Source organism: Sphingomonas cremea (assembly GCF_021502585.1).
In the GTDB taxonomy this organism is placed as follows: Bacteria; Pseudomonadota; Alphaproteobacteria; order Sphingomonadales; family Sphingomonadaceae; genus Sphingomicrobium; species Sphingomicrobium cremea.
In genome coordinates, this window is sequence record NZ_JAKFGM010000001.1 from 1,134,529 (window position 1) to 1,147,535 (window position 13,007).

General features: G+C 61.3%; 12 protein-coding genes. 9 read left to right on the forward strand and 3 right to left on the reverse strand.

What is annotated here, in order from left to right; genetic code table 11:
• Window positions 1–24: 24 nt before the first annotated feature.
• The 3 genes from LVY65_RS05875 to LVY65_RS05885 all read left to right on the forward strand — a co-directional run bounded on the left by LVY65_RS05875 (window position 25) and on the right by LVY65_RS05885 (window position 2,600).
• Window positions 25–786 (forward strand): Crp/Fnr family transcriptional regulator, encoded by a 762-nt coding sequence (locus tag LVY65_RS05875; RefSeq protein ID WP_235067049.1) that lies wholly within the window; start codon window positions 25–27, stop codon window positions 784–786.
• Window positions 787–911: 125 nt separating this feature from the next.
• Window positions 912–1,094, forward strand: coding sequence for a hypothetical protein (locus LVY65_RS05880; protein WP_235067050.1), 183 nt, complete (start codon window positions 912–914; stop codon window positions 1,092–1,094).
• 105 nt (window positions 1,095–1,199) lie between these two features.
• Window positions 1,200–2,600 (forward strand): M20/M25/M40 family metallo-hydrolase, encoded by a 1,401-nt coding sequence (locus tag LVY65_RS05885; protein ID WP_235067051.1) that lies wholly within the window; start codon window positions 1,200–1,202, stop codon window positions 2,598–2,600.
• Window positions 2,601–2,602: 2 nt separating this feature from the next.
• Here the strand turns inward: LVY65_RS05885 and LVY65_RS05890 are convergent, their stop codons facing one another.
• Complete coding sequence (locus LVY65_RS05890) at window positions 2,603–3,556, reverse strand: LysR family transcriptional regulator (protein ID WP_235067052.1); 954 nt, start codon at window positions 3,554–3,556, stop codon at window positions 2,603–2,605.
• A 136-nt stretch (window positions 3,557–3,692) separates the two neighbouring features.
• On the opposite strand from LVY65_RS05890, the gene LVY65_RS05895 reads away from it, so the two are divergent.
• From LVY65_RS05895 to LVY65_RS05905, 3 genes are all read left to right on the forward strand, one after another.
• Entirely contained in the window at window positions 3,693–4,403 is a 711-nt protein-coding gene (locus tag LVY65_RS05895) for an SDR family NAD(P)-dependent oxidoreductase (RefSeq protein WP_235067053.1), read from the forward strand.
• A 26-nt stretch (window positions 4,404–4,429) separates the two neighbouring features.
• Complete coding sequence (locus tag LVY65_RS05900) at window positions 4,430–4,666, forward strand: tautomerase family protein (protein ID WP_235067054.1); 237 nt, start codon at window positions 4,430–4,432, stop codon at window positions 4,664–4,666.
• Between the two features lie 190 nt (window positions 4,667–4,856).
• The gene (locus LVY65_RS05905) at window positions 4,857–5,945 is read left to right on the forward strand and encodes a hypothetical protein (protein WP_235067055.1); all 1,089 of its coding nucleotides are present in this window, start codon (window positions 4,857–4,859) and stop codon (window positions 5,943–5,945) included.
• 120 nt (window positions 5,946–6,065) lie between these two features.
• Here the strand turns inward: LVY65_RS05905 and LVY65_RS05910 are convergent, their stop codons facing one another.
• Window positions 6,066–7,490 carry an amidohydrolase family protein gene (locus tag LVY65_RS05910; protein WP_235067056.1) on the reverse strand — a complete coding sequence of 475 codons (1,425 nt, stop codon included), beginning with the start codon at window positions 7,488–7,490 and terminating at the stop codon, window positions 6,066–6,068.
• 230 nt (window positions 7,491–7,720) lie between these two features.
• On the opposite strand from LVY65_RS05910, the gene LVY65_RS05915 reads away from it, so the two are divergent.
• Window positions 7,721–9,736, forward strand: coding sequence for a M28 family peptidase (locus LVY65_RS05915; RefSeq protein ID WP_235067057.1), 2,016 nt, complete (start codon window positions 7,721–7,723; stop codon window positions 9,734–9,736).
• 645 nt (window positions 9,737–10,381) lie between these two features.
• On the opposite strand, the gene LVY65_RS05920 is transcribed toward LVY65_RS05915, so the two are convergent.
• The gene (locus LVY65_RS05920; protein ID WP_235067058.1) at window positions 10,382–11,944 is read right to left on the reverse strand and encodes a hypothetical protein; all 1,563 of its coding nucleotides are present in this window, start codon (window positions 11,942–11,944) and stop codon (window positions 10,382–10,384) included.
• A gap of 169 nt (window positions 11,945–12,113) precedes the next feature.
• Between LVY65_RS05920 and LVY65_RS05925 the strand changes: the two genes are divergently transcribed.
• Both LVY65_RS05925 and LVY65_RS05930 read left to right on the forward strand, forming a co-directional pair.
• Window positions 12,114–12,449 carry an ArsR/SmtB family transcription factor gene (locus LVY65_RS05925; RefSeq protein ID WP_235067059.1) on the forward strand — a complete coding sequence of 112 codons (336 nt, stop codon included), beginning with the start codon at window positions 12,114–12,116 and terminating at the stop codon, window positions 12,447–12,449.
• Window positions 12,442–12,927 carry an SRPBCC family protein gene (locus LVY65_RS05930; RefSeq protein WP_235067060.1) on the forward strand — a complete coding sequence of 162 codons (486 nt, stop codon included), beginning with the start codon at window positions 12,442–12,444 and terminating at the stop codon, window positions 12,925–12,927. The genes LVY65_RS05925 and LVY65_RS05930 overlap by 8 nt, the downstream gene beginning before the upstream one ends.
• Window positions 12,928–13,007 lie beyond the last annotated feature (80 nt).

Genomic DNA, 13,007 nt, shown 5'->3' on the forward strand with positions numbered 1-13,007 from the left:
GTCTAACTTGCTTTCACAACACAATTGTCCAAAACGTCCCAATTGATGTCAAACCGCGCGGAATTCCTGATTGAAGCTTCGGTCAGCTCCTCCCCTGCGGAAGGTGCGGCAATCCTGAAAAGCAGGGGCTGGTTGTCGGACAGGGACAGCGAGTTTCAGGAAGCGCTCTTGGGAATTTGCCGGTGGCGGCACTTCGAACCCGGAGAAACGTTGATATCCGCTGGCGATATCTGCGCTCCGCTGGTTGGTATTGCATCCGGATCGGCTGCAGTGGTTACGTCACTAGGCCCTCCAGACACGCCGCTTACCCATATCTGCCATCCCGGCTGGTGGGCCGGCTACGTGCCCTTGATCGCCGGGCGGCCAACGGACAACGCTACTGTTGCCCGCACACCGGTTTATGCTGCTGTCGCCACGAAATCGGCAGCCGAAGCTTTGCTAAGTGAAAATCCAGGGCGGTGGAAACACTTCGCTCGCCTGGCGCTTTATTATGGAGAGGTTGCCGCAAACATCGTCGCTGATCTGCTTATACGGGAAAGTGATAGGCGCTGCGCAGCAACGCTCCTGCGGATTGCCGACTGTCGCTTTCAAGGCCAGGCACCAGCGTTTGCTTCGGTCAGCCAAACCGACCTCGCCGCCATTGCAAATCTGTCGCGCAAGACCGCAAATGCTATCCTCCGCGACTTTGAATTAAATGGCCTTGTGGCGCGCCATTACAACCAAATTGACATCCTTGATCCTGCATCGCTTCGCCGTGTCGCAGATGGTGAATCGGCACCCGTTTAATGCCGCCTCGCGCATAAACAATTGAATTACCGTAATTGATCGACAGCGGGCATAAATTACACATGCTGTGCTTAGGACCGTTTCGGGATTATACATTGCAGCGCTCGGGTTGCGGGAGAAGCGCCGTGAAAAAGTATATCGCGCGGGAAAACATCAAACGCTTCCGGCAACAGTTGGAGACCTGTGCGGACGAGCGCCAAAGAGCTACCTTGACGCAGCTGCTGGCCCAGGAAGAGGCGCTCCTTGCAGAAATCGAAGCCGAGAGCCCGATCTCGCCCGAACCTCCGACACACGGATCCACCAACTAGCAGACTGGGCCCTGGATAACCGGCGATAGGGCATGCATGCCTGCTACCGTGAATCGACATTGCTCGCCGACGCGCTAGTCTGCCCCGGTAATTGGGGGAGGTCGCATGCCACAATTTCTTCGCTTTGCGGTCGGCGCTGCACTTGCCGCGACAACCGTCTCATTGGCCGCGCAGCAGAACGCGGACCAGGTCCAATCGCGGCAGATTTTCGCAAAGGTGGTCGAGTTCAGGACGTCGCAGGGCAACGCCCAGGTGCCGGCAATGGCCAATTACCTTGAAGCCATGTTGCGCGATGCCGGCATTGCTTCCGACAACATCGCCAAGCTGCCGAAGGGCGAAACCGTCGGCATGCTGGTGCGCATCCCGGGCACCGACCGCAACGCGAAGCCCATACTGTTTTCGGCCCATATGGACGTGGTCGATGCGCGGCCTGAGGACTGGAAGCGTGACCCGTACAAGCTGATTGAAGAGAATGGCTATTTTTATGGCCGGGGAACGCTCGACAACAAGGCGGGCGTCGTCGCGCTCATGTCCACCATCCTTCGCCTGCACAAGGAAGGCGTGAAGCCGCGCAGGACCCTTGTCTTCGCCTTTGTTGGCGATGAAGAAACGGGGCTCGACGAGGCTGACGGCACGACGCGCCAGATCGCCGCTCATCCATGGGTGAAAGACGCCGAATATGCGATCAACACGGACGCCGGCGGCGGTATTCTGGCCCCCGACGGCAAGCCCATTATCTACCTCGTGCAGGGTGCCGAGAAGACCTTTGCGACGTTCCAGCTGACGGCAACCAATCCCGGCGGCCACAGCTCGCGCCCGCGCGCCGACAACGCGATCTACGACCTCGCAAAGGCGGTTACGCGGGTCGGCGAGTACCGCTTCCCGGTCATGTCGAACGAGCTAACGCGCGCCTATTTGGGCGCCGTCGGCAAAGTCACTCCGGGGCCGGCGGGCGAAGCGCTGAGGCGTTTTGCCGCCAATCCGGCGGACAGTGCCGCCGCTGATGCAATCTGGGGTGACCCCGAATTCGTCGGCACGACGCGCACGACTTGCGTCGCCACCATGCTCAGCGCCGGGCATGCGGAAAACGCGCTGCCGCAGAAGGCGACCGCCACGGTCAACTGCCGCATATTTCCGGGAGTTACGGTCGACGACGTTCGCCAGCAGCTGAGCAATGTCGTCGCAGACCCGAAGATCGCGGTGACGGTCGTGGGCGCACCCTTTGCTAGCCCGGTTTCGGAGCTGCGTCCCGACATCGAACGCGCGATCGCCCAGTCCATTCACAAACCATATCCGGGCGTTGCCCTCTCTCCCTATCTGGAGTCGGGCGGCACGGACGGCATGGTTTATCGAACCGTCGGCATTCCGACCTGGGCTTCGTCGGGCGTATTCATCAAGCCGGACGAGATGTTCGCACACGGCCTCGACGAGCGGATCCCCGCCAAGAGCTTCTATGACGGAATTGAGCACATCTACGATCTCGCCCGGACGCTCGGCGGCGCCTAGTTTCAGCGCTCGGCATAATCGAACGAGCTGAGGGCGCGGGCCTCGTTCGCGAGCCTCGAGAAAATCGACCTCAGCCGCGGGGCTGCGAAGTCGAGGAAGGCCCTGACTTTCGGTACGGAAACGCGACCCTTCGGGGTAAGGAGGTGGACCGGAAGGGCCGGATATTCGGCGCTCGCCATCACCACCTTGAGCTCGCCATTCTTGACCGCTTCGGCGACGTGATAGGAATAGAGGCGGGTGAGGCCCCTCCCCCGGATTGCCGAAGCCATTGCCGCCCGAACACTATTCACCGTCAGGCGGGGCGTAAACGAAACCGTCCGCGGGATGGTCGAGCCTGCCGGCGGCGCGAAGCTCCAGCTGTCCAGGCCGAAGTTGGTAAAGGCGATGATTTCGTGCCCCGCGAGGTCGGCGGGTTCGACGATCGGCAGCCGGCTCGCGAGATATTCGGGGGAGGCGACCACGACGCGGCGCACGTCGCTGCCGACCTTCGTGGCGATCAGCGATGAATCCGGCAGCTGGGCGACGCGCAGCGCAACGTCCACGCCTTCCTCGACCAGGTTGACCGTCCGGTCGAGCAGCAGAAGCCGGGCCGAGACCATCGGGTAGGCGTCGAGAAATTCATCGACGATCGGCCGCAATATGTCCTCGCCGCCGATCGGCGGAGCCGACAATGTCAGCAGTCCCCTTGGCGCCGACTTCTCTCCGACGGCCAGGATTTCCGCCTCTTCCAGCTCGGTCAGGATTCGGCGGCATGCCACGGCATAGCGTTCGCCCGCCTCGCTTAGCCGGATCGAGCGGGTCGTTCGATGGAGCAGCTCGACCCCGACATGGGCTTCGAGGAAGGCGATCGCGCGACTGACCGCGGCCGGCGACCGCTTGAGCAGCCTTCCCGCTCCGGCGAGGCTTCCCTCGTCGAGCGCGGCGATGAACACCTTCATTGCATCGATACGGTCCACCACCCCTTCATAACTATTATTGCGAAAATCGGAAGAGTGCCTGCCTCACGTCGGCTATTCGCACGCCACATGGCGTCAATTAGATAGGCCAGGCGGCGCAATCGGGCGCCTGATCAATTAATCGTCGAGGTGCAAAATGAATGATTTACGCAAGGTCGCCGTCGTTACCGGCGCGTCGCAGGGTATCGGCGCGGGCATCGTCGAAGCCTTCCTGGAACGCGGCTACCGCGTTGTCGCCACGTCTCGTTCGATCAAGCCTTCCGACAACCCCGATGTCCTGGCCGTTGCCGGCGACATTGGCGATCCGGCCACCGGGCCCAAGGTGATCGAAGCGGCGCAAAAGGCATTCGGCCGCATCGATACGCTGGTGAACAATGCCGGCATCTTCATCGCCAGCCCATTCACTAGCTATACGGCCGAACAATATGCCGACGTCGTGTCGACCAACCTGAACGGCTTCTTCTACACGACCCAGGCGGCGATCGCCGCGATGGAAAAGCAGGGCAGCGGCCATATCGTCAGCATCACCACCACGCTGGTCGACAACCCCACTTCGCAGGTCCCCTCGGTTCTCGCCTCCCTCACAAAGGGCGGAATTGCGGCGGCGACCAAGAACCTGGCGGTCGAATATGCCACCCGCGGAATTCGCGTGAACGCCGTGTCGCCGGGCATCATCAAGACGCCGATGCATTCCCCCGAAACGCATGAGTTCCTGGCGACTTTGCATCCGGTCGGCCGGCTGGGCGAGGTCTCCGATGTGGTCGATGCAATCCTTTACCTCGACCACGCTCCTTTCGTGACGGGCGAGATACTGCACGTCGACGGCGGCCAGGTCGCCGGTCACTAAGCGCTTGAATTTGAAGGAGTGAGACCATGCCGATGGTAACCGTTCAGGTGACGCGGGAGGGCAATTTGCCTGGCGTCGATCGGGTGACCGCCGACCAGAAGGCCGCGATCTATAAGGGGATCAGCCAGCTATTGCTCGACGTGCTCGACAAGCAGGTCGACCGGACCTGGGTGATCTTCCAGGAAGTCGAACTAGAAGACTGGTCCCAAGGCGGCCTGCCGCTACCGGAATATCGAAAGCAGCAGGCATCGAAGGCCAGCTAATTCAGCTATTGGCGCCCAGGCCCTCATGGCTTGGGCGCCAATTTCCGCTTTGGGTGGGACCCCCTAATGTCCTCAGTGGGTCGAAATCTGCCGTTACGCTCGGCGAGCAGGGGCACATTTCGACAGGCAGTTTAGACTTGATCCATGTTATAAGCGCACGTGCCGAGTCTCTCGTTGGAAGGAGAGATTTATGTCTCAGGACACCTTAGAACGCCCAACGTCCGCGCCGGCGACCACGCGCGCGGATGAGTTGCTTCTGGAACGGCTCCAGGCCATCCACCAGCGCAGTCGTGAAACGGAGTGGCGCAAGACGACCGACCAGCTCGACGCCTTGCGCGGAGAGTTTGCGGCGGAACAGCGCGAGATCCTCTCGCCCGAAGTGCGCGAGAAGATTCGGGGAAGCATCGTGCGCGGCGGAGATCCGCGTGGACCGGGCCAGCGATTCCAGTCGCTCGCCAAGGCACGCGAATATGGCGTCGACCTGATCCGGCTGAAAAGCCTTCACGAAAGGCTCCACGGCAGGTTCAACGAGATCGTGAAGGGCCACACCGCCTTCAACATTCACGAAAATGTCGTTGGAAGCCTGGCCGACGTGCTGGAACTGCCGCCGATCCTTTTCTTCCCCCCGGATCCCGACAAGGAAAAGCTGTTCTTCCCAGCCTATGATGGATCGTGGGACCGGTTCGAACAGAACCAGGCTTCCGGCGACGGGACGGTCACGGAGAATTTCTCCTACCTCGACGGCAGCATGGCGCGGTTCGGCGCGCGGCTCTCGGCGCATAACCATGACGCCGGAGACATCGACCTCATCTGCGCCTATCGCGAGGGCGGCTACCTCGTGCCGTTCAAGACGCTCAAGGCCGGCATCCTGCAGGTCAAGGCCGACCTCACCGCATTGCTTTGCCGGCACCACGTGTCGACCTACGACGAATGGGGCTGGTCCGACTTCCACGCGACCACGCGTGGGCGCCTGATCGCGGCGGTGTTCTGGAATTGGGAAGACAATGACCCAGCGAACGAGGTCAGCCAGGACTGGTTCGTCGCGGGGCTGGATTGCTCCGGTGACGGGGAAAGCTTCCCGGGCACAAGCGTCCAGGCCACACCGGGCGAGCGTCGCATCGTAAACCTGTTCACGAGCATGGCCTTCCCGGCGGGGCAGAATCTATGGGTCTATGTCGGCCTGTCCGACCGGATCTACTCGTGGATAAACGACGTCAGCATCGACATTTCGATCGATTCAGCCTGGGTGCTGAACTCCATCGCTATCCGATCGCTCTGAATATCGGCGGCCGGATCGGTGCATCATGCTCGGTACAACCGATCCGGCCGGCCATAATTTATAACTGCCCTCTAACGTCCCCTTTGGGCGGAAAGCGGAAGCGGGCCCCTCCCTTAAGTCTCAGCGCGCGGCTGTCGCTTTCGCGTCGGCCAGGAGCTTGTCGAGCGCAGCGCGATCCAGCCATTGTCCGTGGAGCATGACACCGCGGATGGCACGCGTGGCTTTTACGTCATTGAGAGGATTGGCGTCGAGAACGAGGATGTCCGCGGCTTTTCCATCGGCCAGCCCGCCGTACCGGTCACTATGCCCCAGGAAAGCGGGGCCGGTGATAGTCGCGGTGACCAGCGCCTGCTGGGGCGTCAGCCCGGCCTCCACATAGCGTTCCAGCTCTTCGTGGAGGCCTTCGCCGGGATAGTTGAAGCTATTGAGATAGCCGGCATCGGTTCCTGCGAGGATGGGGATGCCGGCGTCACGAAGCATCGGCAGCACTTTAAGGCTAAGCTCATACTCCCGGTGTCTCGCCTCGACTTGGGCCGAAGTCGCCTTCGCGGCTCGTTCGACCCGCCATTGGTAGGTCTTGCGCAAACCCGGTCCGACGTAGGCAAGGGCGGCATCGCCCGAGTGATCCTCCCGGTCGAGATAGGCAAGAATCCGGCTCATGTTGAGCGTGGGCGTGACGTAAACGCCTAGTGCCGCCAGCCGCCGATATTCCTCGACGGCATAGTTGGGATCGAAGGTCTCGACGAACTTGTCGGAGGCCTCGCCATAGTTCAGCTTCTTGGCTGCAAAGTCGGCACCGATGGACGCTTCCTGGGGCGAGCCTGCTTTGATCAGATAATCTAGGTGTTCGACCGAGTTGAGCCCGGCCGTGGCGGCTTGCTCAATGGTCAGGGCATAGGGCGTATGCGCCGAGGTCTTGAGGCCGCGCGATTTGGCGGCCTTCACTGCATACAGGAATATCTCGGGCTTCAACGTGTTGTCGGTAATTTTGACGAAGTCGACTTTCATTGCCTGCAGGCGATCCAGCGCTGCATCGACCTCGGCGGGCGTTCCCACCTCAATTGTACCCTTCCAGATCGGCTTGTAGCCCTCGAGCTTCGGCCCGGACGTGTAGATCGTAGGCCCAAGCAGCCGGCCCTCGGCCACCCCGGACCGCCATTCCAGAACCGAGGCGCTGATATCCTCCGCGCAATCGCGGACCGTGGTGACTCCAAAAGCCACATAGAGCGGCAGGAGGGCCTTATTCTCTCCGATTAACTCTTCGCCGCCGAAATGAACGTGCATGTCCCACAGGCCGGGCATGACGAACTTGCCGGCCGCATCGATTGTGCGCGGTGCGGCAAACTTGCGGGCCAGGGAACGATCCGGGCCAACAGCGCGAATTGTGTCTCCCTCGATCGCAATCGCCTGATCTGGAATGATACGGGCGTGCTCGACATCCACGACGGCTGCATGGCGAATGAGCACGTCGGCCCTCTCACGTGCCGTCGCCTGATACGGCATGAGGAATACAGCCGCGCACAATGCAATGCGGGTGATTTTCACCTTCGTCCCTTCTTTGATCCGGCAGTCGCCGCCAAGGTTCGCGGATAGTCCGGCGCGCAATCATGCGCAAACGCGCTTGGCCAAAAGCTTGGCATTCGAGGACAAACCCTAACGTCCGCTTTGGGTCGTAAGCTGCTATTCGGCTTGCGACCGGAATGGGTGGAAAGCGGACATCGCTGGTCATCGCTCCGGGCTCAGCATAACGTTGTAGCGAATAGGGGGATGGGTCGATGCTGCGCAAACTGCTGCTACTTGCTGGTTCGATGATGGCAGTTCCTGCCGCAGCTCAGGAACGGCCTCCGCTAATCGATGCCGCTTCCGCATCATTGATCTCATCCGAAGCTTCGGGGACGGCTGCCAAGCGGACCGTCCAGTTCCTGTCACTTCATCATCGCATGCGCGGGTCCGAAGGCTATCGTCAGGCCGCCGAGCTGATCCGCGACCGCCTCCGCAGCTACGGGCTGGAAGAGGTCGAAATCATCGCCCTGCCGGCCGACGGAAAGATTTTCTACGGAACGCAGCGCGCGCGGCCTGCATGGAACGCCAGCTTCGCGGAGCTTTGGGAACAGCGCCGTAACGGCAACGCCTGGGCCGACGCAGAACGGGTGGCCTCGTGGAATGACCAGCCGATCACCCTGGCCCAGGACAGCATCAGCGGAAGCGCCAATGCCGACCTGGTCGACGTCGGCACGGGTACCACTGAGGCGGATTATGCGGGCAAGGATGTTCGCGGAAAGCTGGTCCTGGTCTCCGCCCAGCCCGAGGCGGCGGCCGGATTGGCGGTGCATAGATATGGCGCTGCCGGAATCGTCTCCTGGGCGCAGAATCAGAAGCAGGGCTGGTGGGGCGAAGACGAGAGCCTGATCCGCTGGGGACATCTCGATACTTGGAAGAACCCGGCTTTCGCATTCATGGTGTCGCCGGCCCGTGCGCATGAATGGCAGGAACGCCTCCGTCACGGCCAGCAGGTTCGGCTACGTGCCCGTGTCGAGGCTGGGAGGTCGCCGGGATCCTATCTCATTCCCACCGCCGTCATTCCCGGCAAGGACCGCGGGCACGAGATCGTCTTTTCCTGCCACCTCGATCATCCGTCGCCGGGCGCCAACGACAATGCCAGCGGCTGTGCCGGTGAACTGGAAATCGCCCGGGTCCTGAACCGCCTGATTGCGGAAGGGAAGTTACCCAAGCCCGAACGGACGATCCGCTTCATCTGGCCATGCGAGGTGGAATGCACCATCTCGTTGCTCAATGCGCGGCCAGAGTTTGCCAGCCGCACGCTCGCCACGATCCACCTCGACATGATCGGGGGCGACACGGAAAAGACAAAGTCGATCCTCCGTGTCGAAGGCTCGCCTCCCAGCCTCCCGAGTTTCGTGGACGACGTGGCCTTTGCGATCGCCAGGTGGGTCAACGGCCAGTCGCTGGCCTACGCGGATACCGGCGCCGCCGACTGGCCCCTGCTCGATTCCGAGGGGAGCAAGCGGCCACTGCAGGCGAAAGTCGGCGGTTTTACCGAAGGTAGCGATCACACGGTCTGGGCCGAGAGCAGCTGGCGCATTCCGGTCATCTACCTGGCTGACTGGCCGGATCGCTTCATCCACACCCAGCGAGACGTTCCCGAGAATCTCGACCCGACCAAACTCAAACGAGCGATTTTCATCGGCGCTAGTGCCGGATGGTATCTTGCCAACCTCGGCCAGAACGACGTCCCCGCGCTCGATCGGATGATGCATGCGGAACGGCTGGATCGCCACGCCGCCGAACTGCGCAAGACAGCTGCCATGGCGCCTGCGGACGCCGCCCTAGTCGACCTTTACTCTCGAAATGCCGACGTCGCCGAAGCGCAATCACTATCGCGATTTGGACTTCAACTGGCAAATGGCACCGAGATGGTCGGAGCGGCCATTGCTCCGGCGGCAGCGACGCAAGGGTCGGGTGCTTTGATCTACCGGCGAAAAGCCGGTCCGAAGGGGCCGATGACTGGCTTCGGCTATTCCTGGCTGGACAGCCAGCTCGAAAAACTAGGCCTGCCGCGGCCTGCCCTACTCGACCGGGAGGGTCCGGGCGACACGGCAAGCTTCGCCTATGAAGCGCTGAATCTGGTCGACGGGACCCGCAACGTCCAGGAAATTCGGGACTTCTTGTCTTCAACCATCGCCCCTGTTCCGATTGAGGAAGTCACCGAATTTCTCGCGACCCTGGAAAAAGTCGGCCTCCTCGAGGGGCAGGCTGGCAATATCAGGTAGCCAGCCCCCTTACCCAGCCTCCTAATGTCTGCAATGGGTCGAAAGCGGTCATTAGCTTAATGGCAGGTTTGGGTGGAAAGCTGCCATTAGGCGTGCAAGATTGGCCCAATGAATGCTTCCGCCGAACGACAGCCCATTGGCCGTGCCGCTGCTTACTTGGTGGCTCGGGTAGTTGCTACGACGCTACTCACTGCAATCGTCGGAGCTGTTGAAAATTGGCTCTATGAACTGTTCGTCGCACCAGACCTTTATGCGATGGGGCCGCCCTTGGCGCGCGCTGCATTCATGGCCGCGATTACGGCCCCTTTCATCCTCGTAGGTCTTATAGTCCTCGGCTTACCCTCCACGTATTTGCTACATCGGCTCAAGGCAGAAAATGCACTTAGTTTCGGATTAGCTGGTGCGGCATTTGGCACATTATCAGGCCTCATCATCTTTCCTGAAAGTGGGGCAACAGGCGCCGCCTTATGCGCCTTTTACGGTTGCACTTGCGCGCTCATTTGGTGGTGGTTGCGACCCAGAGCCTAATGGCAGGAATGGGTCGAAAGCTGCCATTACGTTTATGGCAGAAATGGGTGGAAAGCGGGCGCGCGGCCGGACCGAGCGGTCATCCAAGGCCGGTGGAATGACGTCGTTGCCGCCCAACTAGCGCGCGGCAGTGGCGGCCCCAAGCGTCTCCAATAGAGCAAGCGTTCCAGGGTCTTTCGGGCGATATTTGAGCGCGCCCTCGGCCTCGCGCCGGGCGGCCACCGGATCGTTGCTTGCCAATAGCGCCGAAGCGAAATCGCGCCGGATTGGATAGTGCCAGGCTGGCGGGTCGGAAAACGAACTGAAATCGTCGCTCTCCTGGAGCTCGGCGGCCTGCGCGAAGGCCATGGCCGCTTCCTTCGGGCGGTGCTCCATCATCGCGGCCCTGCCGATCAGGACGTTCCTGGCAATAAAGGTCATGGTCTGGGCCTGTAGCGACCCATCGTCCTTGCTCAGCTCGCCGGTGACTCCATGGATTGCGGCGGCCTCAGCGCGAACCCCAGCTATGTCATTACGGCGAGCGAAGGCTTCTCCGCGCGCATAGTGCCAGGCTGCCTCGAGAAAAGGCAATTTCGGCTTGGGGAGAGACAAGACCTCAGCCGGATCTGCAAAGCGCGCCATGGCGTAATATCCGTTTGCAGCGATCAGCTGGCTTGCCGGCGAAGCCTCCTTGCGTTCCTGCGATCTCGCGACCAGGGGGCGACCTAGCCGCAAGGCGATGTTGGCATCTCCGGCCTCAAGCGCTCCGCCCAGGCCGAAGGTCACATTGTGCGAGTGATACGGCAGTCCCCATACGCCGTCGGGTGGCGGCAGGCCGAGACGCTTGGCATTGTCGATACCCAGTTCGACCGCGCGCATGTTGGCATTCGCCGCGTCTTCGTAACGGCCGACCCAGTAATAGGTATGACTGGGCATGTGCACGAGGTGGCTAGCCTTGGGCGCAAGCCCAGCCAGTCGGTCGGCGAAGGGTTCCGCCTTTGCGGGAACTCCGGCGAGTTCGGTCGCGTGGATGTAGAAGTGAATCGCGGCGGTATCGTCAGGGTTGCGTTTGAGCGCAGTTTCCAGCAGCGGCATCGCAAGGCCCGCGTTGAGCTTCCACTCCTCTGCATTATCCGCCGGCGCCATCAGCCATGCGTCCGCGGAGATCACCGCGATTTCATTGTCGTTTGGATAGCGGTTGGCGAGCGCCGCCATCGCCCTTGCGAAATTGAGATCGCCTCTCTTGGCAACGCCGCCGCTTTTGTAACGCAGTTGGAGCGCGTGAATCAGTGCGCGTTCGCGGTCGGTGCCATTCGTCTTGGCGAGCTCCGCCGCTTTTTCGGCCATTTCGGCGAGCTTCGCCGTCTCATCCTCACTCTTCCCGAAATTGATTGTGGGCCCCGAGGCCCAAGCTTCGCCCCACAGACACATCGCGCATTGCGGATCGAGCCGTACGGCTTCCGTCATGGCCTCGATCGACGCCTTGTGAGCGAAGGCGTGGGCAAGCTGCATGCCATTGTCGAAATAGGCCTGCGCCGTTGGATTGGCGGTCGTGATCTTGAACCCGCCGCTGCCATAGCCTTCAAGCAGCATGGGCGTTTTCGGAGCGGCCATGTCCGCGTGCATCGTATGCGGGCCGCTTTGTGCATAACCCGGCGCCGCAACCATTACCGCAACTGTCAAAAGCCAGGTTACTTTCATTTCCGCCCCCCCTTTTGCCAGCAAGGCTAGCATGCGTTGGGTGGCTGGCAAGCGTTCGCACCGCCCTCCAGCATTCTCCGCGCTAACGTCGGCTTTGAACCGAAAGCGTCCTCCCCTTGCACGCCGTCACGCCATGGGTTAAACACTGAACCATATGGTTCAGTGTAATATGCCTCCTTTTGATGCCACTTTTGCCGCGCTCTCGGACGCCACCCGACGCGGCGTTCTGGAGCAGCTCGGGCGTGAAGGGGCTTCGATCACGCAGCTTGCAGAGAAATTCCACATGACCCTCACGGGCATGAAAAAGCACGTCGTTGTCCTGGAGCGGGCGGGACTCGTCACGACGGAAAAGGTCGGGCGCGTGCGGACCTGCAAGCTAGGCCTGCGCCGACTGGAGGAAGAGGCGGCATGGATCGAGGCGTATCGCCGGCTCTGGGACGCACGCTTCAACGCATTGGACAATGTTGTCGAGGAATTGAAACGCAGGGAGAAGGTCGATGAATAGCCGCACGACAATCGAACGGAGATCCGACCGGGAGCTGGTCGTTACGCGAACCTTCGACGCCCCGGCGAGCCTCGTGTTCGAGGCGTGGACGACGCCCGATCTGTTCATGCGGTGGTGGGCGCCGAAGTCGGCCGGCGTTCCAATGCTTTCCTGCGAGATGGATGTACGCGCCGGCGGAGGTTACCGTGTCGAGTTCGGCCATGATGCCTCAACGTCCATGGCGTTCTTTGGCAAATATCTCGACGTAGTACCTCACTCGCGCCTCGTCTGGACGAATGAAGAAGGTGATGACGGTGCGGTCACCACGGTGACCTTCGAGGAAATGGGCGACAAGACGCTGCTGACCCTGCGCGAACTCTATCCATCGAAGGAAGCGCTCGACGACGCCATCGTCGGGATGGAAGACGGCATGCCCGAACAATTCGAACAACTCGACGAGCTTCTGGCCACTCTAAGTGCGAGCGTGGGAGGGTCGTAATCAGCCCATCCCCCGCCAGGCCGAAATCGCGCACATTGCGGGCCAGGGCGGGTCGAAACCGGACATTCTGCTAATGACCG